At 71.2% G+C, this 23,102-nt stretch carries 23 protein-coding genes; 12 read left to right on the top strand and 11 right to left on the bottom strand.

The window, feature by feature from the left end; translation table 11 throughout:
- The first annotated feature begins 1,156 nt into the window (after positions 1–1,156).
- Entirely contained in the window at positions 1,157–2,023 is an 867-nt protein-coding gene (locus tag AB0I54_RS23815) for an alpha/beta hydrolase (protein ID WP_363298129.1), read from the top strand.
- 7 nt (positions 2,024–2,030) lie between these two features.
- On the opposite strand, the gene AB0I54_RS23810 is transcribed toward AB0I54_RS23815, so the two are convergent.
- A complete protein-coding gene (locus AB0I54_RS23810) occupies positions 2,031–2,996 on the bottom strand; it encodes an SDR family NAD(P)-dependent oxidoreductase (protein WP_363298127.1) in 966 nt (321 codons plus the stop codon).
- Positions 2,997–3,319: 323 nt separating this feature from the next.
- Positions 3,320–4,351, bottom strand: a complete 1,032-nt coding sequence (locus tag AB0I54_RS23805; RefSeq protein ID WP_363298126.1) for a PHP domain-containing protein — start codon at positions 4,349–4,351, stop codon at positions 3,320–3,322.
- A gap of 125 nt (positions 4,352–4,476) precedes the next feature.
- On the opposite strand from AB0I54_RS23805, the gene AB0I54_RS23800 reads away from it, so the two are divergent.
- Positions 4,477–4,725: a hypothetical protein gene (locus AB0I54_RS23800; RefSeq protein ID WP_363298125.1), complete on the top strand. Its 249-nt coding sequence runs from the start codon at positions 4,477–4,479 to the stop codon at positions 4,723–4,725.
- A gap of 17 nt (positions 4,726–4,742) precedes the next feature.
- Here AB0I54_RS23800 and AB0I54_RS23795 read toward each other — a convergent pair whose 3' ends face one another.
- The 3 genes from AB0I54_RS23795 to AB0I54_RS23785 form a co-directional block, all read right to left on the bottom strand.
- Complete coding sequence (locus AB0I54_RS23795; RefSeq protein ID WP_363298124.1) at positions 4,743–5,975, bottom strand: family 16 glycosylhydrolase; 1,233 nt, start codon at positions 5,973–5,975, stop codon at positions 4,743–4,745.
- A gap of 118 nt (positions 5,976–6,093) precedes the next feature.
- Positions 6,094–6,609 (bottom strand): VanZ family protein, encoded by a 516-nt coding sequence (locus tag AB0I54_RS23790; RefSeq protein ID WP_363298123.1) that lies wholly within the window; start codon positions 6,607–6,609, stop codon positions 6,094–6,096.
- Between the two features lie 67 nt (positions 6,610–6,676).
- Positions 6,677–7,339, bottom strand: a complete 663-nt coding sequence (locus AB0I54_RS23785; RefSeq protein WP_363298122.1) for a DUF4230 domain-containing protein — start codon at positions 7,337–7,339, stop codon at positions 6,677–6,679.
- A 157-nt stretch (positions 7,340–7,496) separates the two neighbouring features.
- On the opposite strand from AB0I54_RS23785, the gene AB0I54_RS23780 reads away from it, so the two are divergent.
- Together AB0I54_RS23780 and tuf are read left to right on the top strand one after the other, a co-directional pair.
- Entirely contained in the window at positions 7,497–8,459 is a 963-nt protein-coding gene (locus tag AB0I54_RS23780) for a ribose-phosphate pyrophosphokinase (RefSeq protein ID WP_363298121.1), read from the top strand.
- Between the two features lie 64 nt (positions 8,460–8,523).
- Positions 8,524–9,717 carry an elongation factor Tu gene (tuf, locus tag AB0I54_RS23775; protein WP_363298120.1) on the top strand — a complete coding sequence of 398 codons (1,194 nt, stop codon included), beginning with the start codon at positions 8,524–8,526 and terminating at the stop codon, positions 9,715–9,717.
- Positions 9,718–9,727: 10 nt separating this feature from the next.
- Here tuf and AB0I54_RS23770 read toward each other — a convergent pair whose 3' ends face one another.
- Complete coding sequence (locus AB0I54_RS23770; RefSeq protein ID WP_363298119.1) at positions 9,728–10,108, bottom strand: anti-sigma factor antagonist; 381 nt, start codon at positions 10,106–10,108, stop codon at positions 9,728–9,730.
- Between the two features lie 111 nt (positions 10,109–10,219).
- Between AB0I54_RS23770 and AB0I54_RS23765 the strand changes: the two genes are divergently transcribed.
- Positions 10,220–10,744 (top strand): hypothetical protein, encoded by a 525-nt coding sequence (locus AB0I54_RS23765; protein ID WP_363298118.1) that lies wholly within the window; start codon positions 10,220–10,222, stop codon positions 10,742–10,744.
- Between the two features lie 431 nt (positions 10,745–11,175).
- On the opposite strand, the gene AB0I54_RS23760 is transcribed toward AB0I54_RS23765, so the two are convergent.
- Entirely contained in the window at positions 11,176–12,126 is a 951-nt protein-coding gene (locus AB0I54_RS23760; protein ID WP_363298117.1) for an NADP-dependent oxidoreductase, read from the bottom strand.
- Between the two features lie 71 nt (positions 12,127–12,197).
- Between AB0I54_RS23760 and AB0I54_RS23755 the strand changes: the two genes are divergently transcribed.
- Positions 12,198–13,154, top strand: coding sequence for a helix-turn-helix domain-containing protein (locus AB0I54_RS23755; RefSeq protein ID WP_363298116.1), 957 nt, complete (start codon positions 12,198–12,200; stop codon positions 13,152–13,154).
- 68 nt (positions 13,155–13,222) lie between these two features.
- Positions 13,223–14,083: a hypothetical protein gene (locus AB0I54_RS23750; protein WP_363298115.1), complete on the top strand. Its 861-nt coding sequence runs from the start codon at positions 13,223–13,225 to the stop codon at positions 14,081–14,083.
- Between the two features lie 4 nt (positions 14,084–14,087).
- Here the strand turns inward: AB0I54_RS23750 and AB0I54_RS23745 are convergent, their stop codons facing one another.
- The 3 genes from AB0I54_RS23745 to AB0I54_RS23735 form a co-directional block, all read right to left on the bottom strand.
- Positions 14,088–14,651: a TetR/AcrR family transcriptional regulator gene (locus tag AB0I54_RS23745; protein WP_363298114.1), complete on the bottom strand. Its 564-nt coding sequence runs from the start codon at positions 14,649–14,651 to the stop codon at positions 14,088–14,090.
- A complete protein-coding gene (locus AB0I54_RS23740; protein WP_363298113.1) occupies positions 14,648–15,010 on the bottom strand; it encodes a DUF1304 domain-containing protein in 363 nt (120 codons plus the stop codon). The genes AB0I54_RS23745 and AB0I54_RS23740 overlap by 4 nt, the downstream gene beginning before the upstream one ends.
- Before the next feature lie 71 nt (positions 15,011–15,081).
- Positions 15,082–16,170, bottom strand: a complete 1,089-nt coding sequence (locus tag AB0I54_RS23735; RefSeq protein WP_363298112.1) for a helix-turn-helix domain-containing protein — start codon at positions 16,168–16,170, stop codon at positions 15,082–15,084.
- Positions 16,171–16,654: 484 nt separating this feature from the next.
- Here AB0I54_RS23735 and AB0I54_RS23730 point away from each other — a divergent pair, with 484 nt between their 5' ends.
- The 5 genes from AB0I54_RS23730 to AB0I54_RS23710 are packed head-to-tail and all read left to right on the top strand — an operon-like array spanning position 16,655 to position 21,236.
- Positions 16,655–18,619, top strand: a complete 1,965-nt coding sequence (locus AB0I54_RS23730; RefSeq protein ID WP_363298111.1) for an ATP-binding protein — start codon at positions 16,655–16,657, stop codon at positions 18,617–18,619.
- Positions 18,620–18,624: 5 nt separating this feature from the next.
- Positions 18,625–19,035 carry a roadblock/LC7 domain-containing protein gene (locus tag AB0I54_RS23725; protein ID WP_030043913.1) on the top strand — a complete coding sequence of 137 codons (411 nt, stop codon included), beginning with the start codon at positions 18,625–18,627 and terminating at the stop codon, positions 19,033–19,035.
- Positions 19,032–19,403 carry a DUF742 domain-containing protein gene (locus AB0I54_RS23720; RefSeq protein WP_363298110.1) on the top strand — a complete coding sequence of 124 codons (372 nt, stop codon included), beginning with the start codon at positions 19,032–19,034 and terminating at the stop codon, positions 19,401–19,403. The genes AB0I54_RS23725 and AB0I54_RS23720 overlap by 4 nt, the downstream gene beginning before the upstream one ends.
- Positions 19,384–19,989, top strand: a complete 606-nt coding sequence (locus tag AB0I54_RS23715; RefSeq protein ID WP_363298109.1) for an ATP/GTP-binding protein — start codon at positions 19,384–19,386, stop codon at positions 19,987–19,989. The genes AB0I54_RS23720 and AB0I54_RS23715 overlap by 20 nt, the downstream gene beginning before the upstream one ends.
- A complete protein-coding gene (locus AB0I54_RS23710) occupies positions 19,986–21,236 on the top strand; it encodes a cytochrome P450 (protein ID WP_363298108.1) in 1,251 nt (416 codons plus the stop codon). Before AB0I54_RS23715 ends, AB0I54_RS23710 begins: the two co-directional genes overlap by 4 nt.
- 113 nt (positions 21,237–21,349) lie before the next feature.
- Here the strand turns inward: AB0I54_RS23710 and AB0I54_RS23705 are convergent, their stop codons facing one another.
- Positions 21,350–23,080: a hypothetical protein gene (locus tag AB0I54_RS23705; RefSeq protein ID WP_363298107.1), complete on the bottom strand. Its 1,731-nt coding sequence runs from the start codon at positions 23,078–23,080 to the stop codon at positions 21,350–21,352.
- Positions 23,081–23,102: the final 22 nt, after the last annotated feature.

The raw sequence follows: 23,102 nt of genomic DNA, 5'->3' as shown, positions 1-23,102 counted from the left end.
TGCCGTACCGGGGTCGTTTCTGGGTCGTCCGGCTGGGCTGGTGGAGGAGTCGTTTCGGGTCGGCCTGGTCTGTCGGCCGCCGAGGTCCAGCGGACCGGGCTGGGTGCCGTACCGGGGTCGTTTCTGGGTCGTCCGGCTGGGCTGGTGGAGGAGTCGTTTCGGGTCGGCCTGGTCTGCCGGGCGCCGAGGCCCCGTGGACTGGGCTGGGTGCCGTACCGGGGTCGTTTCTGGGTCGTCCGGCTGGGCTGGTGGAGGAGTCGTTTCGGGTCGGCCTGGTCTGTCGGCCGCCGAGGTCCAGCGGACTGGGCTGGGTGCCGTACCGGGGTCGTTTCTGGGTCGTCCGGCTGGGCTGGTGGAGGAGTCGTTTCGGGTCGGCAACCGCGCCCGGTCTGCCGGGCGCCTAGGCCCTGCGAACCGGGGCGGGTGCCGTACTGGGGTCGTGACTGGGCCGTCCGGCTGGGCCGGTGGAGGAGTCGTTTCGGGCTGGCAACCGCCCCTGGTCTGCCGGGGCCGAGGTCCCACGGACCGGGGCGGGTGCCGTACCGGGGCCGTGACCGGGCCGTCCGGCTGGGCCGCGCGTGCGGATCGCCCCGCAGGTGGGTACACCGGCCGCCCCGACCGCACCCGTCCGGCCGCCGACGTGGTGGCGCGGGCCGTCGGGCTTGCCGGTGCGTGCCGGGCCGCCGGCGTACGGGTCGTGCCGGTGCGGAGACCTCGCCCGACGGTGCCGACGAGGTTCCCGGCGGCACCGAGGCCGTGCGCCGCGCCACGGATCGGGATCGCCCGTACGACCCGGGGACCAATGCCGAGCGGCCGGACGGACGCGACGGCGTGATCCTGACCCTGGCCCCCCACGTTTGGCAGCCCGCCCACGCGGTATTCGCGCACCGCTCGAACCGACGTGAGGGGAGTACGTCGTGGCCGACCGCCGCCACCGCGGGGCCGTTCCGCGTGACATGCATACGGGGCGGCGGGGCGCACCGCGCTCGGGGGCGGTGCACCACGAGCACCCCGTACCGGACGAGCCCGCCGACTGAACTCCGCGTCGGGGCCCGCCCCTTGACCTCCGAGGTAATCGACGCCCGCCGCCCCTCCCGCAAGCATGGACGACGTACCCAGTCAGCCGCTCGACCAGCGGATTCCAGGAGGACGTCCCATGCCGTACTTCGACAGCCCCGCCGACGGCACGCGCCTGCACTACGTCGACTACGGACCGGCCGACGGCCCGGTCGCCGTCTTCGTCAACAGCGCCTACCTCGGGACCGAGATGTGGGAGCAGCAGATGCTGCCGCTGGCGCGCGAGGGCCACCGCTGCGTCGGTCTGGACCGGCGCGGGCACGGGCGGTCCGACGACGTGTGGGACGGCTACGACCTCGACACCCTCGCCGACGACCTGCACGCGCTCCTGGACCGGCTGGATCTGCGCGAGGTGACCCTGATCGGCCACTCGCTGGGTTCCGCGGAGATCGTGCGCTGTCTGACCCGGCACGGCGCCGGGCGGGTGGCCCGCGTCGCCCTCGTCTCCGGCATCGCGCCCGGCGTGGTGCGCTCGGCCGGCAACCCGGACGGCTGGGACCCGGAGGTCATGCGCGCCGGGACCGAGAGCTTCCTGCGGGACCGGGCGGCCTTCTTCAACGACCCCGACGCGGTACGGGACTTCTTCGCGCTCGGCCGGCCCGGCGTCGACCTGTCGCCCGCCCACGTCCGCCATCTCAAGGACCGCTGCATGGCCGCCACGGCCCGGGCGTCGAGCGCCGTCCAGGAGACGATCGCCACCGTGGACGTCGCCCCGGAACTGGCCGAGCTCGACCTGCCGGTGCTGGTCCTGCACGGTTCCCTCGACGTCTCCGCGCCCCTGGAGATGACCGGCCGTCGCAGCGCGGCGCTCGCGCCCGACGCCACGCTCAAGGTCTACGAGAACGCGGGCCACGGACTGTTCGCCACGCACGCCGGCCGACTCACCACGGATCTCCGGGAGTTCATGGCCGTGGCGGAGACGGCCCGACCGGTGAAGACGGCCTAACCGTGGCCTAACCTGGGAAGGCGTTGACCCCCGTCAGCTCCGCCGACAGTGCCCACAGGCGGGCCGCCTGCTCCGGATCCGTCGCCCAGTCCTTCACACCGGTCCGCTCCCCGTCCGCGGGGGCGGGCTCGGCGATGTCGCAGTCCTCCAGGTACACCCCGCCCATGCCGTCCAGCTGGGGCGAGGTGGCCGCCCACACCTGGGTGGCAGCACCCTGCTGCGGGGTCTTGAAGCCCTCGGGGTTCAGCGGGTTGCCCTGCTCGTCGATCCAGCCGCGCTCGACCATCTCCTCACGGGGCAGATGCCGCTGCAGCGGGGTGATGATCCCGCCCGGGTGCAACGAGAAGGCCCGCACGCCGAAGTCCCGGCCCAGCTTGTCGAGGTGCACGGCGAACAGGACGTTCGCGGTCTTCGCCTGCCCGTACGCCTCCCACTTGTCGTAGCCCCGGCGCCAGTGGACGTCGTCCCAGCGGATGCCGGAGAAGTGATGGCCGCGGGAGGAGACGGAGACGACCCGGGCGCCGCCGGGCGCGATCGCCGGCCACAGCCGGTTGACCAGGGCGAAGTGCCCGAGGTGGTTGGTCGCGAACTGCGCCTCCCAGCCGGGCCCGACCCGGGTCTCCGGACAGGCCATGATCCCGGCGTTGTCGATCATGAAGTCGACCCGGCGGCCGGAGGCCAGGAAGCGCTCGGCGAAGTCGCGCACGCTGTCCAGGTCACCGAGGTCGAGCTCGTCCAGCTCGACACCGTCGATCCCCGCGAGCGCCTCCCGCGCCGTGTCCGGGCGCCGCGCCGGTACGACGACGTGGGCGCCCGCACCGGTGAGCGCGCGGGTGGTCTCCAGACCGAGGCCCGAGTAGCCCCCGGTGACGATCGCGATGCGTCCGGACAGATCGATGCCCCGCAGGACGTCCTCGGCGGTGCTGTCGGCGCCGAAACCCGAACCGATCTTGTGCTGTGCAGTAGTGCTCATGTCCGGAACGCTACGAATTGGAGTGCGCTCCAAGTCAACTCGAAGTCAGGCGGAACGGGACCGGTGCGAGCCCGCGGGCCGCAGACAGCGGAAAGCCCCGACCGCGACGGGGGAATCACGGTCGGGGCGGCCAAACGGTGGGCACGGATGGCGGTCGCCTCTCGGCGAAGGCTCCACAGGGCTTCAGCCGAACGATCGTCCCTGTGGGCAAAAGGTGAGGCCCGGGGACACTGTCCCATCCGCACCCACGACTGGTTCAACGGGCAACCACCCTTGGGTGTTCCAGCGGGCCGGCCGGTCAGGCGGTGATCTGCGTCACCGGGTCACCGCACCCGTGCCGGCACCCGGCCCTCCCGGGTCCAGGCCAGCAGCTCCGGTGCGGACCACGTGGTCACCACCCGCTCGGCGGGCACCTCGCACTCCTCGGCCCGGGCACAGCCGTGGATCTGCCAGTCCAGCTGGCCCGGTGCGTGCGCGTCGGTGTCGATCGAGAACAGGACACCCGCGTCGACGGCCCGCCGCAGCAGCCGCAGCGGAGGGTCGAGCCGCTCCGGACGGCTGTTGATCTCCACGGCGGTGCCCGACTCGGCGCACGCGGCGAACACCGCGTCCGCGTCGAACTCCGACTCCGGCCGTCCCCGCCCCGTGAGCAGCCGCCCCGTGCAGTGCCCCAGGATGTCCGAGAGCGGGTTGCGCACGGCGGCCAGCATGCGGCGGGTCATCCAGCGGGCGTCCATCCGCAGCTTGGAGTGCACGGACACCACGACCACATCGAGCCGCCGCAGCAGGTCCGGCTCCTGGTCCAGCGAGCCGTCCTCCAGGATGTCGCACTCGATGCCGGTGAGCAGCCGGAACGGCGCCCAGCCGGCGTTCAGCCCCGCCACCACCTCCAGCTGCTCGCGCAGCCGCTCGGGCGACAGCCCCCGGGCGACGGTCAGCCGTGGGGAGTGGTCGGTCAGCGCCGCCCACTCGTGTCCCAGGCGTGCCGCGGTGCGCCCCATCTCCTCGATCGGGCTGCCCCCGTCCGACCAGTCGGAGTGCAGATGGCAGTCCCCGCGCAGCCGCTCCCGCAGCTGCTCCCCGCCCTGGACGAGCGGGCCCCCGGCCTCCTCCTCCAGCCCGCGCAGATACTCGGGCACCTGCCCGGCCAGGGCTTCGCGCACCACCTGCGCGGTCTTCGGGCCGACGCCCTTGAGCGACTCCAGCGTCCCGGCGGCCGCGCGCCCGGCCACCTCACCCTCGGGCAGCGCCGCGAGCACCCCGGCGGCGGTGCGGAAGGCGCGTACCCGGTACGTCGGTGCCAGGGACCGCTCCAGCAGGAAGGCGATCCGGTCCAGAGCCTCGACGGGATCCATCGCCACCTCCACCTCCAGGGTTCCCCAGCGCCGACGGGGCCGCACGACGGAGGGCCGGGGCCGGTCCGCCCCCGATGAGTGACGTGCGTCACTCGCTCTCGCCGGTTGCGTTCTACGCTCTATGCATGACCGAAATAGCAGCCCCGCACATCTCCTTCCCGCGCGTGCTGGTGCTCGGGGTGATGACCGGGAAACCGGGCACCCCGCCCTTCCGCATCGTGGAGATCGACGGTCAGGTCGTCGGTGAGGCGCACGCCATCACCGACGTCCTGGAAACCGCCGCGGCCTTCGGTATCACCGTCCACGACCTGGATGATCCGGAGGTGATCCGCTGGGTGGGCGGCGACAAGTTCACCTGGGCGCCGCGCCGCTAGGCGCCGTCCCGGCAGCCTCAGCCGATCGTCCACTTCTGGTTGGCGCCGCCCGTGCAGGTCCAGATCTGCAGCCGGGTGCCGTTGGCCGGATTGTTGCCGGTGACGTCCAGGCACTTGTTCGCCTGGGGGTTCACGATGTCGTGCGCCGCGGAGACGGCCCACTTCTGGTTCGGTCCACCGGTGCAGTCCCACAGCTGGACGGTCGAGCCGTCCGCGGTCCCGTTGCCGGTGACGTCCAGACACTTGCCGAGCGCCCGAATGGTGCCGTCCGAGCCGACCGTCCACTTCTGCGCGCCGGTTCCGTTGCAGTCGTAGAGCTGTACGGGGGTGCCGTTGGCGGAGTTCGCCCCGGCCACGTCCACGCACTTGCCGGCCAGCCCCTTGATCGCGACCGCGGCCGCGGAGTCGCCGGTCGTCACCGAGACCGAGTCCACCACCAGCTGCTGCGGGAAGACGGTGGAGCCGTCCGGGTCGCCGGGCCAGTAGCCGCCCACGGCCAGGTTCAGGATCAGGAAGAACGGCTTGTTGAACACCCAGGTCCGGCCGCCCAGGTCGGCCGGTGTGCGCCGCTGGTAGACGGTCCCGTCCACCGACCAGGTGATCGAGTCGGGCGCCCAGTCGACGGCGAAGGTGTGGAAGGCGTCCGCGAAGGCCTGGCCGCCGGGCAGTGAGTAGCCGGCACCGATGCCGCCCGAGCCGGAGTAGCCGGGGCCGTGGATGGTGCCGTGGACGGTCGAGGGCTCGTAACCGACGTTCTCCATGACGTCGATCTCGCCCGAGTCGGGCCAGTTGACCGGTGTGCCGAGCATCCAGAACGCGGGCCACATGCCCTGTCCGCGCGGGATCTTCATCCGGGCCTCGACATGCCCGTACTGGGCGGTGAACTTCCCGGCGGTGTTCAGCCGGGCCGAGGTGTACTGGCAGGTGCCGTACCAGCACTGGTAGCCGGCCGGGTTCTCGCGCCGGGCGGTGATCACCAGATGGCCCTGGCCGTCCAGGGCCGCGTTCCTGCTGCCCGCCGTGTAGTACTGCCGCTCGTGGTTGTTGACGTTGTCGCCGGTCTCGGTCTGCCACTTCGAGGAGTCGGGCGCCGCGCCGGCCGGCCCGTCGAAGCTGTCCGAGAAGGTCACGGCGGCGGCGGAGGAGGCGCTGGAGGCGTCCGCCCGCGCGGGGCCGATCGCGGCGGACGCGACCAGGGCGGCGGACAGGGCGGCGAACAGACATCTGCGGAGCAGGCGTGGGGAGGCCATGGCACTCCATTCCGGTGGGGGACGGATGGGTCGCCACTTGATTTAAGAAGTGAGATAAGAGGCCGTCAAGAGTCTGGTCCGGACCAATTTCCGTGATCACTGTTTCCGCATTGCGTGATCACTGCTTCCGTGACCGCGCATGCACCGACCGCCCCAGTCGCCGTCCCAGAAGCAGGTAACCCCCCAGTGCGCCCACGGTGTTGAGGATGACGTCGTCGATGTCGAAGGCGCGACCGGTGACGAGCGCCCCCTGTGCCAGCTCCACCAGCAGCATCACGATCGCGGTGAGCAGCAGGATCTGCAGGATGCCGCGCGCCCGCGGCGCCAGCACCGGCACCAGCACCCCGAACGGGACGCCCAGCAGCAGATTCCCGCCGATCTGCTTGACGGCGTCGCGCAGTTCCGGCTGATCCAGATACGCCTTCAGCGAGCGGCCCGGATGCAGATTGCTGTGCGTGAGCGGGACCGATGCCGGGGACGGCTGCAGGGTGAGCCGGGCCAGAACGACGGCGAACACCACCATGAAGGCGAAGGCGCACACCATCGTGAGCACCCGTAACGGGGTGGGCAGCGCGTCGCGAGCGCCTTTGGTCGTCCGCTTCGCCTTGCGCGGGCTCGGGGCGGTGCGGGCCATTCGATCCTCCAGTCCTCAACTTCCCAGTGTGGTAGGGCGTGCCCTGTTCGCCGTGCCGGGCGCCCGATCAGGATCCGTACGACACATGCACCTCCTTGAAGCCCAGGGAACCCAGCAGGCCCTGGAGCATGCCGGTGGTGTTCGTCTCGGCTCGTGTGGTCAGCCCGCTGCCCGTGGCCGCCTCGCCGATGTGGCGTACGGCGAGGCGCTGCACGGCGTGCTCGCTGTTGGGATTGTCCGAGAAGAGGTCGCCGAGCCGGTCGATCAGGCCGCGCTGCTTGGACACGGTGTAGGAGTGGTCGGCGTCGAGAGCCGGCTTGCCGAGCCGTGCGTGCGGCAGCCGGAGCGTGGCGGAGGTGCGGTCTCCATTGACCGTCACGTCCTTCTCGCCGACCTTTCCGAGGTCGACGTACGCGTCCACGGTGCCGGCCCCGACGTACAGGGTCCGGGTGCCGCGGATCGCGGACGGCAGATACCTGGCGTTCTTCTCCAGGTCCACGACGACCTGGAAGTTGCCGGAGGCGGCGTCGTAACGGCTCATGTCCTGGATGGACTTGAGGAGCGCGGGGCCGGACCGGTCGTGCGTCTCGGTGCCGAAGAGGTCCTTGAGGCCGGGGAGCACGGCCAGCCTGATCCCCGCGAACAGCACCGCGAGCACCACGACGAGCGCGGTCACCAGCTTCGCCCACAGGGGCATGCGTGCCGGCAGGGCCTTGATGGACGTCGTCATGTCGACGGCCCTCCTTCCTACCGTCCACATGCCCGCCAAAAACGTTGCCAGGCCGGTGCGTTGGCCTATTGGGCCGCCTGACGTAGGCGCATCGGTCGTAGGTGCGGCGTCAGTAGCATGAGCCCGCAGCCCGTAATGATCATGCGAGGAGCGGATCGTGCGTGACATCGCCGTCTTCAGTGGCAGTGCCCATCCCGAGCTGGCACAGGAGGTCTGTGCGCACCTCGGGGTGCCGCTCAGCCCCACCCGGGTCAGCCGGTTCGCCAACGACTGTCTGGAGGTGCAGCTTCGGGCCAACTGCCGCGAGCGGGACGTCTTCCTCGTCCAGCCGCTGGTCAAGCCGGTGCAGGAGCACCTGGTCGAGCTGCTGATGATGTGCGACGCGGCCCGGGGCGCCTCCGCGGGCCGCATCACCATCGTCATGCCGCACTACTCCTACGCCCGCTCCGACAAGAAGGAGGAGCCCCGCATCTCCCTCGGCGGCCGTCTGGTCGCCGACCTCATGGTGGCGGCGGGCGCGAGCCGCGTCCTGGCCATGACGCTGCACTCGCCGCAGGTGCACGGTTTCTTCTCGGTGCCCGTGGACCATCTGCACGCGCTGCGTGAACTCGCCGCGCACTTCAGGCAGTACGACCTCTCGCGCACCACCGTGGTCTCGCCGGACCTGGGCAACGCCAAGGAGGCCGCCGCGTTCGCCCGGCTGATCGGCGCCCAGGTCGCGGCCGGTGCCAAACAGCGGTTCGCGGACGACCGGGTGAGCATCAGCTCCGTGATCGGCGAGGTGACCGGGCGGGATGTCATCGTGCTGGACGACGAGATCGCCAAGGGCAGCACGGTGATCGAACTCCTGGGACGGCTGCGGGAGTCGGGGCCGCGCTCGATCCGGGTGGCCTGCACCCACGGGCTGTTCGCGGCGGGCGCCCTGAAGCGGCTGACCGAGCAGCCGGACGTACTGGAGATCGTGTGCACCAACACCGTGCCGGTGCCGGTGGAGGACATCGAGGAGCACAAGGCCAAACTGCGCGTCCTGTCCATCGCCCCGGCGCTCGCCGAGGCCGTGCGCCGGATTCACAACGGTGAGTCCGTCAGCGCCCTGTTCGACGCGCCCCGGAACGAATAGACATGAAGGACGGGAGGCAGCGGAGCCGCACTTGACATCACCCACGTGACCAGGAGGGTCGGCAGTGGCGAAGGCGAAGTTCGAGCGGACCAAACCGCACGTCAACATCGGCACCATCGGTCATATCGACCATGGCAAGACGACCCTCACGGCAGCCATCACGAAGGTGCTGCACGACAGGTTCCCCGACCTCAACCCCTTCACGCCGTTCGACCAGATCGACAAGGCGCCCGAGGAGCGCCAGCGCGGCATCACCATCTCGATCGCGCACGTCGAGTACCAGACGGAGCGCCGGCACTACGCACACGTCGACTGCCCGGGACACGCGGACTACATCAAGAACATGATCACCGGTGCCGCCCAGATGGACGGTGCGATCCTCGTCGTCGCGGCCACCGACGGGCCGATGCCGCAGACCAAGGAGCATGTGCTGCTGGCCCGGCAGGTGGGCGTGCCCTCCATCGTGGTCGCGCTCAACAAGACGGACATGGTGGACGACGAGGAGATCCTGGAGCTCGTCGAGCTGGAGGTGCGCGAGCTGCTGACCGAGTACGAGTTCCCCGGCGACGACGTGCCGGTGGTGAAGGTCTCCGCGCTCAGGGCGCTGGAGGGCGACCCGCAGTGGACCGCCTCGGTGCTCGAACTCCTGGACGCCGTCGACGAGTTCGTGCCGGAGCCGGAGCGCGACGTGGAGAGGCCGTTCCTGATGCCGGTCGAGGACGTCTTCACCATCACCGGGCGCGGCACGGTCGTCACGGGCCGGATCGAGCGCGGCACGCTGAGGGTCAACAGCGAGGTGGAGATCATCGGCATTCATCCGCAGAAGACGAAGACGACGGTCACCGGCGTCGAGATGTTCCGCAAACTGCTCGACGAGGGCCGGGCCGGGGAGAACGTCGGTCTGCTGCTGCGGGGCGTCAAGCGGGAGGAGGTCGAGCGCGGCCAGGTCGTCATCAAGCCGGGGTCGGTCGCGCCGCACACGGTGTTCGAGGCGCGGGCGTACATCCTGTCCAAGGACGAGGGAGGCCGGCACACGCCCTTCTTCGAGAACTACCGGCCCCAGTTCTACTTCCGCACCACCGACGTGACCGGTGTGGTGACCCTGCCCAAGGGCACCGACATGGTCATGCCGGGCGACAACACGACCATGCACGTAGAGCTGATCCAGCCGATCGCCATGGAGGAGGGCCTGAAGTTCGCCATCCGGGAGGGCGGGCGGACGGTGGGCGCCGGTCAGGTCACCAGGATCATCACGTAGTCGGGCGGGGTCACAACGAGCCGGACGTGGCCTCGGGCTGGCCCAGGGCCGCGTCCAGGGTCGGCCGCGGGGGCAGCAGCCGCGACAGTCCGGTGACCCGCAAGACGCGCAGGGTCAGCGGATGGGTGCAGACCAGCTGCAACTGCCCGTCGCGGTCGAGCACCCGGCGCCGGGCCCGGTACAGCAGGCGCAGTCCCGAGCAGTCGAAGAACTCGATGTGCCGCAGGTCGAGCACGATCCGGGCACCGGTCCGGTCCGTCACCCGGTCCAGATACGGAGCGATCTCCGTGGCCGCCGCGATGTCGATCTCGCCGCGGAACTCCAGCACCGTGTGACCGCGGTCCTGGTGGACGCGCAGATACCGGGACAGCGGTGCCGGGTCCTGTCGCACGGCCGAACCACCTCCCACCCGCGCCCGGAAAACTGTTCCCCGCCCAGCAAGTTACCCTCGATAGAGGGAATTTGAGCATGTTCGATTGACATATGTCTTCGAGTTTGGCGCATGACTTCCCGTGTCGCGGGGTGGCAGGGCTACGACCACACGTACCGGACGTGGCTCCGGCGACCGGCCGTACCGCTGGAGTCGATCGCCCCGCTCGGCTGCGGCGTGCGGCCCGGAGCCGGCGCCATCCGGAGCGTGCCGCGGCCGGCCGCCGGCAGCATGCTCGGCGTCGTCGCTGCCGGGGCGGTCGGCCTCCCGGCCGTGATGGTGGCCGAGTTTTCCCCGGCCGCCACTGCTGCCGTCGCCCTCGACCGGCTCGCCGAACGCCTGGGAGTGGCCCGTGAGTTGGGGCGATCCACACCGTCGACGCGAGCGAGACCGACCCGGCCCGGGTGCCGGGCGGCCTCGCCGGCAGTCAGGGCGCCGACGGCCTCGCCGAGACGAGCGGCGGCGTCGACGCGCTCGCCGCCCGCGGCCCCTTGGTCGACGTCGGCGCCCCGCCGTACGGCAGCAAGGTCTCCCCCGGAGGCCGGCGGAGTGCTCGCGGGCAAGCGGATCGTGGGCCCCGACCCTCGGCCACAGTGAGCCGCGGGCCTTCGTCCCGGCCCCGGTCGAGCCGGTCGCCGAAGGGCCGCTCCCGCCGCGGCGATCAACGCCGTCCGCCCCGCCATATGGCCGCGAGGTCTCCTTGGAGGTCGGCGGAGTGCTCGCGGGCAAGCGGATCGTGGGCCCCGACCCTCGGCTGCAGCGAGCCGCGGGCCTTCGTTCCGGCCCTGGTCGAGCCGGTCGCCGAAGGGCCGCTCCGCCGTGGCGATCAACGCCGTCGGCCCCGCCGTGCGGCAGCGAGGTCTCCTTGGAGGTCGGCGGAGTGCTCGCGGGCAAGCGGATCGTGGGCCCCGACCCTCGGCTGCAGCGAGCCGCGGGCCTTCGTCGCAGCCCTGGTCGAGCCGGTCGCCGAAGGGCCGCTCTTGCCGCGGCGATCAACGCCGTACTCACCTACCGATACCGCCCCCGGCTCACTCCGCCAGCAGCACCAGCTTCCCCGTCGTCCGGCCCGTGTCGCCCAGTTCGTGTGCCTTCGCGGCGTCGGTCAGTGGGAACGTCCCGGCGATCGTGGCGCGCAGCTTGCCCGCCTCGGCCAGTTCCGCGATCGCCCGCATCCCGGCCCGGTCGGCGTCGACGAGCATGCGCACCGCCCGTACGCCGCGCCGCTCGGCCTCCTCGTAGAAGTCCGCCGACCCGACCGGCAGGATCGAGACCACGATCCCGCCCGGACGCAGAACGCGCAGCGACCGCACCGAGGTGTCGCCGCCCAGCGTGTCCAGGACCACGTCGACGTCCCGCACGGCCTCCGTGAAGTCCGTGGCCCGGTAGTCGATCGCCTCGTCCACGCCGATCCCGCGCAGGAACTCGTGCTTGCCCGCGCTCGCCGTGCCGATCACATACGCGCCGCGCGCCTTGGCGATCTGCACGGCCACATGGCCGACCCCGCCGGCCGCCGCATGGATCAGGACCCGCTGGCCCCGCCGCAGCTCCGCGGTCTCCACCAGGGCCTGCCACGCGGTCAGGGACACCAGCGGCAGCGCGCCCGCCTGCGTGTGGTCGATCGCGTCGGGCTTGTGCACGAGGGCGCGGACCGGGGCGATCACATACTCGGCGTGGGAGCCGTGGCCGAACGGGTAGGGCAGCATGCCGAAGACCTCGTCCCCGGGGACGAACGTGGCGACGCCGATCCCGGTCGCCTCGACCACTCCGGAGACGTCCCAGCCCAGCACGAAGGGCGGCTGGCCGAGGAAGCCGCCCGTGGCGCGGTGCTTCCAGTCGGTGGGGTTGACCCCGGCGGCGCGCACCCGGACCAGCACCTCGTTCGGTCGCGGGACCGGCCGCTCCAGCCGCACTTCCTTGAGGACCTCGGGACCGCCGAGGACGTCCTGACTGATGGCACGCATCGTGTTCACATCGCTCATGGTCGACCAGCCTGCCGGGTCGCGCCCACACGGAAAATGGCACGATTGCCAAGCTTCGATAGGATCGTGCCATGCGTGGTGAGCGGAGTGCGGAACGGGTCGTCGTCCTGGCGCTGGACGGCGTCTACCCCTTCGAGTTGGGCATCCCCAGCCGGATCCTGGGCGCGGCGGACGGCCGGTACGAGGTCCTGACCTGCACCGTCGACGGCAGGCCGGTGCGCACCAGTGCCGACTTCCGCGTCGCCGTCGAGCACGGCCCCGAGATCCTGGCCACGGCCGACACCGTGGTGGTCGTCTCCATGGCGCCCCCGTACATCCCCACCGAGCTGACCCCCGAGATCGCCGCCGCGCTCGCGAGGATCCGGCCCGACGCGCGGATCGTGTCCATATGCACCGCGGCCTTCGTTCTCGCCGCCGCCGGACTCCTCGACGGCCGCAGGGCCACCACGCACTGGCAGGTGGCCGACCGGTTCCGGGCGATGTACCCGTACGTCGACCTCGACCCGGACGTCCTGTTCGTCGACGACGGCCGGATCCTCACCTCGGCCGGCGCGGCCTCCGGCGTCGACATCTGTCTGCACATCGTCCGCTCCGACCACGGCAGCGAACTGGCCAACAAGGTGGCCCGCCGCTGTGTCGTGCCCCCGTTCCGCGACGGCGGCCAGGCCCAGTACATCGAGCAGCCGGTCCCCCAGAGCGGCGCCGCGAGCACCGCCGGGACCCGCGCCTGGGCCCTGGAGCGCCTCGGCGAGCCGCTGACCCTGACCGAGCTGGCCGCTCACGCCCGGATGAGCCTGCGCACCTTCGCCCGCCGCTTCAACGAGGAGGTGGGCGTCAGCCCCGGCCGCTGGCTGATCCAGCAGCGCGTCGCCCGCGCCCGGCATCTGCTGGAGTCCAGTGACCTGTCCGTGGACCGCATCGCCGGCGAGGTCGGCTTCGCGACGGGCGCCTCCCTGCGCCAGCATCTGCACGCGGCGATCGGGGTGTCGCCGCAGACGTACCGGCGTACGTTCCAGACGACCCGCTGATGTTCGAACGTTCCGGCCCGGTGCCGCGTCGAAGGACCGGAACCGGAGCCGAGGAACAGGGGGCGGGCATGCGCGGAGGCCTTGCGGCAGCGGCCGTACTCGTGGCCGTGACGGTGGTGGCCTGCGACGACGGCGGCGGGCCGGACCCGGTGGTCGAGGGCACACCGCCGGCGACGCCGTACAGCGGTCCGTTGTACCTCCCGACGAAGGCCGTGGACGAGAGCACGCCCGAGGCGATGCGCACCGCCTCCGGCGCGGCGGGCCGGGCACTGGAGTGCGACGGGGAGATCTACCACGGCGAGGGGCCCGACGGCTGGGGCGAGGGTGACGGCGCGGACACCCCGAAGGACGGCCTGAAGCTCTTCTTCCGGATGTTCGAGCCGAGGGTGCCCCGATCCGGCTACCGGGTGGAGCGCAGGGACGACGACCGCGTGCTGTACTCCTACGACGTCGGCGGGCGGACCAAGGTGGCCGTCGTGGTCGCCGAGGACCAGAAGGACCGGCCCGGTTGGGGCCCGGAGACCGACGCCTCCTGCGACCCGGCCGAACTCCCGGCGAGCTTCACGGACACACAGGAGTACGAGGTCTGGACCGACCGGAAGGGCGAGCGGGCACCCGTCGCGGAGATCAGCGGCTATGCCGGCCCCGAGCACTGCGACTGGCAGAGCGCGCACTTCCTGGACCTGGGCAGGGGCGAGGACCGCAGGAGCTACGCCCGCGACCCCGAGGGCGTGCTCGACACCGAGACGATGCTGACGGCGCCGTACGACGGCGACGTCCGGATGCCCGCCGATGCGCACGACACCGGATACCGCTACCACGACCGGCAGTTGTGGCTGACCGACGACCGCGCCACGGCGTACGTCCGCACCCCCGACGGGGTGGAGGCCTGGCCGCTGACGAAGCACGGCGGCCCGGCCTGCCGATGACCCGTCACCGGCTCATGTGCAGCGCCACCAGCAACTGCCAGACCTGGTCGGCGACTTCGTCCGAGGAGGCCGCCAGGAGCCCGTGCAGCCAGTCGGCGAGCACACCGGCGAAGGTGGCGGCCACGGCCGAGGCGACCAGCGGGGCGTCCGCGGCACCCGCCAGTTCCCGCTCGGCCAGGCTGCGGGCCCGCAGGTCCCGGTGCAGGACCCGGCCGAGCGGCCCGCCGCCGCCCGGCGCGAGCAGGGTCCGGTACAGTGCCGCATGCGGGGCGAGGCCCGCGAAGAACTCCCGCAGCGCGGGCGGGGCGTGCACCGGATCGGGGCGGCCGCGCCAGGCGTGCAGCGCGTCGACCGCGTCCCGCACGACATCCGCGCAGGCGTCGACCGCCAACGCCTCCAGCCCGTCGTAGTGCACATAGAAGGTGGCCCGGCCGACCCCGGCCCGGCGTGCCAGCGCGGCCACGCCCACCTCCGCCAGGGGCCGCTCGGCGCACTCCTCCAGCAGGGCCGCGCGCAGCCGCGCCCGGGTGCGCGCGGCCCGTGGGTCCTCGGGGGCGGGCCTGGTCACCGGGCGAGGAGCACGGCGGTCAGGGCGAGCGCGCCGGGCAGCGCCTGGACGAACAGGATGCGGCGGTTGGCCGTGAGCGCGCCGAACACGCCCGCGACGACCACGCACGACAGGAAGAACACCCGCACCCGGAAGCCGGTCGGATCGGCGGCGATCAGTCCCCACACCAGGCCGGCCGCCAGGAAGCCGTTGTAGAGCCCCTGGTTGGCGGCCAGTGGCGCCGTGGTCCGCGCCAGCTCGGGGTCGAAGCCGTGCAGCGCCCGGCCCGGCTTCTTCTGCCACAGGAACATCTCCAGCACCAGGATGTACGCGTGCAGCGCGGCCACCAGGCCGACCAGCACGTTCGCCACGATTTCCATGATCGGCGGACTCCTCACACCACTCGCTACTTGGACAGGTGCCCAATATAGCTGGACAGGTGTCCAGGAAATCACCACGGGTCGCCCGCCGCGCTTCCGCCGCCCCTGCGGAGCTCGCGGGCGCGCAGGGCCAGTTGCATCTCGAAGCGGGCCTCCGGGTCGTGCAGCAGACCGCCGAACAGCTCGTCCAGCTGCCGCATCCGGTAGCGCACCGTCTGTGGATGCACGGCCAGTCGCGCGGCGACCTCGGGGACACCCCGGCCGGACTGGAGCCAGCTCAGCAGGGTCTCCGCCAGCCGCTCGCGCTGCGGCGGGCGCACCTGGGCCAGCGGGCGCAGCCGGCGCTCGGCCATGGCGTCCAGCAACGCGTCGTCGCGCAGCAGCAGAAGCGTGGACAGATGGTCCTGGCAGCGCACGATCCCGGAGTCCGCATCGGTGCCCGCGAGCACACCCCGGCGCACCAGATCCAGCGCCTCGGCCGCCCAGCGCAGCGATCGCGCCCCCTGCTGGAGCGCGACCGTCGGCCCCATCGCCGCCCGCAGTCCGTTCAGCGCCCCGGCCACCGCCCGCCCCCGGCCCGGCCCCTCCGGGTCGGGTACGACCAGCACCGCGGGCTGCACATCGAACCGGGCCAGGAACTCCGGCGGCACGATGGGCTCCACCCCCGACCACTGCCCGTGGTCCACCGCCACCATCGCCACCGCTCGCGGCACCGGCCAGCGCGCGGCGTGCGCGAGATCGGCGATCGCCTCGGCCGCGGCCGGGGGATCGGCGGTGAGCAGATCGACCAGGCGTGCCCGCCGCTGCTGGAGCTCACCGGCCGCGTGCAGACGCGCCTCGGTGTAGCCCGCCGTCGTCGCGGCCGCCATCTCGTCCAGATGCAGAAACAGCGCCTCGCCGAAGGCCCCCAGCACATGGCGGGGCAGCAGGCCCTTGTCGACCAGTGCGTTCACCCGGCGCCAGGTCACCCGTGCGCCCAGGCGCAGCGCCGACTGGAACGAGTCGAGGCTGCGTCCCTCCTCGGCCTCACCGCGGCCGATGCGCTGGTACGTCGCCTTCACCGGCTCCCAGTCGGTGTCCGGTTTGGCCATCCGCTCCAGGAATCCCCGCAGCGCGTGGTCCACGCCTAGGTGCACACCCTGCATGTATGTGTCGTCCATCGGACGCGCGTACTCCGGAATCTCCGTTCTGATCGCCCGGACGACCTCCTCGGTGATATCGGCGAAAAACGGTCTCAGTCGGTCGGGCAGACCTGGCGGCAACGCCTTGAACGGGCCGCGAGTGTCGACTGTCCCCGCTGCGGCTCTCTTCGGCACGACGGTGACGATACCGGCGAGTAACCCGCGGGGGCTCATCAATGGAGGACAGTTGTCCGGGCAGGTGTTGTCCCTTGGTGACAAGCGGAGTGTCAGTAAGTTCCCTGGTCTGTAAGAGTGTTTGTCGATTTGTGGCTCATGCCGGAGAGTGACGGAACCCTCACGTCCGCGACTGCCCGAGGTTGATCCTTTGGGGTTCAAACCCGATAAGCTCCAGACCGGCACTGCGAGTTGACGCCACCCTTGATGGGTCGGCCCGTAGTGCGTACTCATGAGTGCGGCCCTTGCACACCCCCCGTTTCGATCGTGTTGCTTTCGAAGGATGCAGATGGAACTCGCCACTCCGCCACCGGCGGCGCGGGCCCCTGTTGCCTGGTACAGCTGGTGGTTGATGCCACTGGCCTTAGGAGGCGGGACGGTTGCCGCCACGTTCATGAGCTCCGAGCGAATAACCGCCGCGGTGGCCGGTGCCGCCGCGACCGCGGCGAGCTCGGTCTGCGTGCGGCTCCTGCTCCGCTCGCAGAAACAGCTGCGCCGAGCCGAGGGCAGCTTCCGGTCCTCGCAGGCCGAGCACTCCCAGCAGTGGCAGCAGCATGTCGCCACCCTGGAACGGAAGTTCAGCTCCGAGCGCGCCACCCTTGAGGCCCAGCTGACCGAGCAGGCGGCCGCCTACGAGGCCCAGCTCAGTGAGCACACCGCGGTCTACGAGGCCCAACTCGGCGACAGCGCGAGGGCGTACGAGGAGCGACTGGCCGAACAGGCCAAGTCCTACGAGGCGCAGCTCACCGAGCGGGCCGAGGCCTGGCAGGAACAGGCCGCGCACCAGCGGACCGCCGTCGCCCGGCTCGCCGAGGAGCAGCTGCCCGCCGCCCTGGAGCGACTGCGCGCCGGTGACGCCATCGACGACCTGCTGCCCGCGACGGACCGGTCGGCGAAGCTCGACGTGGAGCTCCAGGCCGACCTGCGCAGGATTCTGCGGACCTCCCTGATCGGCGTCGAGGAGGAGTTCAACCGCTCGACCTCGGCCGAACAGGCCGTGATCAGCATCGGCAACCGCATCCACGTCCTGACCAGCAAGCTCCGTGGCCGGCTGCACGAGATGCAGGGTGAGCACGGCCGGCTGCCCGCGGTGGCCAGGGGCCTGATGGAACTCGACCAGGAGCTCGGCCCCGCCGACTCGCTGGCCGCGAGCATCGGTGTGCTGGGCGGCTCGGACCGGCCGGGGCGGCAGTGGCAGGAGCCGCAGCGACTGCTCAGCGTGGTCCGCGGCGGCATCGGCCGCATCAAGGACTTCCAACGTGTCGAGGTACGGCATCTGCCCGAACTCGGCGTCGACGGCGGCCTGGTGGACCACCTCACGCTGATCTTCTCCCACCTTCTGGACAACGCGGCCCGCTACTCGCCGCCCACCGAGCCGGTGCTCGTCTCCGGCAAGGAGGTGCCCAACGGTGTCGGCATCGAGATCCAGGACTCCGGCAAGGGCCTGAGCGAGGAGAAGAAGCGCGAGGCCGAGCACTCCCTCACGGGCACCGCGGCCGGTCCCGGACTCGGCGGGATCTCGGAGGACGCCAACATCGGCCTGCGGGTCGTCGGCACCCTCGCCCGCCGCTACGGCATCCGTGTCACCTTCGCGGACTCGCCCTGGCTCGGCACGTCGGTGGTCGTCGTGGTCCCGCACAAGTACTTCAGCCCCCTTTCGGCGGCCGCTCCGGCGACCGCGCCCGCCGCCCCGACGGCTTCGGTCGCCACGGCACCGGCGACGCCCGCACCGCAGAGCCCGGAGCCCGCCGAATCCATGGAGGCCGACGGCACGGGTCTGGTGGACACCACACCGGGTGGACTGCCCCGGCGCAGGAGCAGGCGCCGCGAGGCGGAGGCGGAGGAGGTGCAGTCACCCCAGCCGGCCGGCCGGGCGGACGGCACCAAGGTCGCCGCGGTGCCCCCGGACGAGTCGTTCGCCGGCCTGGCCGCTTTCGCCACGGCGGGACGCGAGTCGGCGGGGCCGGAGACGGCGACCGGGCCGGAGACGCCGACCGTGGACCGGTCCTCCGCGGAGTTCGGGATTCCGGTCACTACGGGGGACGAGTCCGCCGAGGAGGACACTCTCGGCCTGCGCCGGGAGTCCGCCGCACCCGGAACGGACGACGGCAGCGCGCACGGCCGGGGAGCCGAGCCGGTGGAGGCAGCCGCGGCCGATGACCGTGCGTCGGGCCCCGGACCCGAATCCGCCGTGGCACCCGCGCCGTTCGACGGCCGCGAGTCCACCGAGCACCGAATTGAAGAGAGCGACTAGTCCACATGACGCAACAGGGAACCGACGTGAGCTGGGCGCTCCGCGATCTGGTGGAGAGCATCCCGGAGATCCGCTTCGCCCTCGTGGCCTCCAGCGACGGCAAGGCCATCACCTCCTTTGGCGCCGAAGACCCCGACGACGTGGACCGCTTCGCGGCCGTGGTGGCCGGCCTGCAGGCCCTGGCCCAGCCGGTCGCCGAGCAGTTCCCCAAGTACGCGGGCCAGTTGCGGCTCGCGATGATCGAGGTCGACGGAGGGCATCTGTTCGTCGTGCGGGCGGGCGTCGAGACGTATCTCGGCGTCCTGGCCCGGGAAGGACTCGACCAGGGCCTGCTGGGTCACCAGATGAGGGACCTGGCCCGGCGGATGGGTGAGCTTCTCGGCACCACTCCGCGCCTGGAGGAGCACTCTGGATGAGTGCTCCCCGCCCGCCCACGGACCCGTCCGGACTCGAGCGCTACTACGTCCTCACCCGAGGGCGCAGCAAGCCGGGCGGGTCGGCGTCGAGCCTCGACGTGGCGACCCTCATCGTCTCCCGCACCGCGCCCTTACCGGGGATGCAGCACGAGCACGAGGAGATAGTCCGGCGCTGCCGCGATCCGCTGTCGGTGGCCGAACTCGGCGCCCATCTCGGATTGCCCTTCAACATTCTCGCGGTGCTGTTGGCGGATCTGCTGGACGCAGGCCGTATTGAAGCCCGTGATCCCATCCCGGCGCACCACGCCGGACGCGGGCCCGACCTCGCGCTCCTCCAGGAGGTACTCAGTGGACTGGAAAGGCTTTGACCATCCCGGCGAACCCGCCGCCGGAGGCACGCGCTCGGTCAAGGTGATGATCGCCGGCGGGTTCGGCACCGGAAAGACCACGATGGTCCGCTCCGTCAGCGACATCAAGCCGCTCACCACCGAGGAGACCCTCACCCAGGCCAGCGTCGAGGACGACCATCTGATCGGTGTCGCCGACAAGGCGGAGACCACCGTCAGCCTGGACTTCGGCAAGATCAGCCTCAACGAGAGCCTGATGCTGTACCTGTTCGGGACACCGGGCCAGGAGCGCTTCTGGTTCCTGTGGAACGGGCTGTTCAAGGGCGCGCTCGGTGCGGTGGTCCTGGTGGACACCCGCCGGCTGGCCTCCAGTTTCCGGGCGATCGAGGAGATGGAGCGGCAGGACGTGCCCTTCGTCATCGCGCTGAACATCTTCCCGGACTCCAAGCAGCACCCGATCGAGGAGATCCGGGACGCCCTGGACATCTCCCCGGACATCCCGGTCGTGGCGTGCGACGCCCGCGACCGGTCCTCCAGCCGTGATGTGCTCGTCGCGCTGATACGCCATCTGCAGGAACGCTCCGCCGTCGCACTGGAGCCCCGATGAACGACCAGAACATCGACGGTCCCGACGCCCCCCGCGGCTGCCCGGTCGCGCACGGTTCGGCCGAATTGGCCCGGCTCTACGGGCCCGAGGCGGCGACCGACCCGCTCGGCATCTACGAGCGGCTGCGCAAGGAGCACGGCTCCGTCGCGCCGGTGCTGCTGGAGGGGGACGTCCGCGCCTGGCTGGTGCTGGGCTACCGGGACAGCCGGCGGGTGCTCGACAATCCCCGCCAGTTCGCCCGGGACGCGCGGATCTGGCGGGACTGGCGGGAGGGCCGGGTCGCGGAGAACCATCCGCTGGTTCCGATGGTCGCCTGGCGCCCCGACTGTGTGTCCCAGGACGGCGAGGCGCACCGCCGACTGCGCGGCGCCGTCAACGACGGGCTCCAGGCCGCCACGAGCCGCGGCATCCGGCGCCACGCCACGCACTTCGCCAACAAGCAGATCGACGCGTTCGCGGACAACGGCCGCGCCGATCTGGTGGCGGACTACGCCGCCTACCTGCCGATGCTGGTCCTCACCCGCATCCTCGGGCTCACCGAGGCGGAAGGTCGCCGGCTGGTCGAGTCCTGCGCCAGGGTGTTCCAGGGCGGCGAGGACGCGATACGGCACGACGGCATCATCAGGGAGATCCTCGGCGAACTCGCCGACCGCAAGCGGGCCGAGCCCGGCTCCGACTTCGCCACCGGCCTGCTGGAGCATCACGCGGCCCTCGACCACGACGAGGTCGTGAGCCATCTGCGCCTGGTGATGATGGCCGCGCACACCACGACCAGCAATCTGCTCGGCCGGGTGCTGCAGCTGATCCTCACGGACGCCTCGCGGCTCTCCGACCTGATCAGCGGTCAGCTGACCATCTCCGCGGTGGTGGAGGAGGTCATGTGGAACTCTCCGCCGCTGGCCGTCCTGCCGGGGCGCTTCGCCGCCAGCGACGTCGAACTGGGCGGGCACCGCATCGAGGAGGGCGACCTGCTCGTCCTCGGCCTCGCCCCGGGCAACCTCGACCCCGAGGTCCGGCCCGACCCGGGCGTCTCGGTGCACGGCAACGAGTCGCACCTGGCGTTCAGCGCCGGCCCGCACGAATGCCCCGGGCAGAGCATCGGGCTGTCCATCATCGAGATCGCGGTGGACGTCCTGCTGCACCGGCTGCCGGGCCTGCGCCTGGCCGTGCCGCCGGAGGAGCTCACCTCGACCGCGTCCACATGGATGTCCCTGCTGGACAGCCTGCCGGTCGAGTTCACGGTATAGGCCCCGGACACGCCGCTGCCCGGTCGGGTGACCCGACCGGGCAGCGGCGTTGTGGGGTGGAGTCCACCACCCCACAGGTACGACGTCGGGACGACGAAGCAGGGATTGAGGCGTCAGCCGTCGAGCCAGTCGCCCGCGACGCCCGTGGGACGGTGTCCCGTGGCGTTCCAGAGGAAATGCGGGTGGGCGCAGCCGAACATGTAGGCGAGCAGTGTGGTGTCCTCCCGCCCGGTCCCAGGGTCGTGCAGGTCGTGAAATCTCTCGGATCCGACCACGCCGGCGTCCTGTTGGACCTGACGGGCACGGTCCGTGGACGCTGCGGCGCTGGATGCCTCCACGGCGGCTATGTAGGTGCGGCGCAAGATCTCCCATGTGCTGTCGGTGTTGCCGTACCAGGGGCCGTGCAACGCTTCGAAGGCATGGAGCTCGGCGTCGAAGAGGGGCCATGTCTGCGGGAATTGGGCTCGGCAGCGTGCGGACAGCTCGGCGGTCCGGGGGCTCAGCGCCGGTGCGGTGGGCCGCGGGGAGATGGTGAGGGTGGTGCCGTGGGTGAGGAGGCCGCTGCATGCGTTGGGCTGCAGATCGCACAGCGGGCACTCCTCGGCCGGGGGAAGGCCCTGGGTGATGCCGTCGAACCACAGGGCGTGACGGCCCGTGAGCCCCATCCAGACGATGGTGGTGGTCAGCAGCCAGGTGTTCCACATCGGGCGGTGCGCCTCGGGCATGCAGCCGTACTTGACGAGGGCTATGGCGCAGGCGGAGTAGAGGGCCTTGGTGTGGTCGGGCATTTCGGCGAGCCAGAAGTTGCTTATCTCGCCGGTGAGGGCGTCGGCCCGTACGTCGGCCATGTCGTCGATGGCGCGGCACAGCAGCAGGGAGGCGAGGTGTTCTTCCTGCCAGAGTTCGGTGTCGGGTGAGACGTGCCAGAACAGGCAGTCCAGCATCTGCAGGAGTGCGTAGGTGCTCTGGCCGAGCGGGTTGGTCTGGGGGAGCGTGACGTTGCCCGCGTGGTGCTGCTGGAGCCAGTACTCGTCGACGGAGCGCTTATGGGCCGCGAAGAGTCCGGAGACCAGGGCCCGCGCGCTGTTGGTGCTGAAATTCTCAGCCAGGCGGCCTTCGACGAGTTGGGTGAGGCGCGTGGTGTCTATGGTGTCGATCACGCGTTTGTATTCGTGGAAGACGAGGATGTCGTCCTCGAAGCGGTGGCGGTGGCCGAGGTCTCGTTCGAGGTCGTTCATCTGCCGGGTCCAGGACCAGCCACCGGTCAGGACGCTGTCGAGTTCCCGGCGGTACGGCCAGGTCTTGACGGTGAGGGGACTGCCGGCGCTGTGCCGCCAATCGTAGTCACCCAGCGTGCGTGCGGGGGGCGTGGGCAGCCGACGGCACAGGGGGCAGGCGCAGGCGGTTGTCTGCTCCTCCTCGTGCGACGGGGAGAGTGCCCGGGTGCGCCAGGCCCCTTCCAGCATCGTGCAGGTCAGTCGGCAGACCTCGATGTCGGTGCTGACTTGGGGGAAGGCCGCTTCGATCATGCGCAGGCTGGTGTCGAGGCGCCCCAACCTGGCGTAGCCCTCCTCGTCGGGCGGGAGGAACGCGCGCTGCGCCAGGTGGAGGGCTCCCTCCACCCGCAGCGTGGTGCTGGAGCGGGGGGATCCGAGTGCGTCCAGCCGCTGCTGAGCGGTGTTCTGACACTCCAGGTGCTGCTCCGTGCTTCCGTTGATGCGGTTCACCAAGAGGCGGGCCAGGGCGTTCCCCGCCTCCGCGGCCTGGAACTGGGCGCTCGGCTGCGCCGGTAGCAAGCTGTCGGGGGTGTCCGAGGGGAGGTCGAACCTGACGTCCTGAGGCATGCGCTTCCTTTCGGGAGACGGA

The sequence above is a fragment of the Streptomyces sp. NPDC050625 genome (assembly GCF_040654755.1).
Taxonomy (GTDB): Bacteria; Actinomycetota; Actinomycetes; order Streptomycetales; family Streptomycetaceae; genus Streptomyces.
This window is presented reverse-complemented; position numbering and strand designations above follow the sequence as displayed.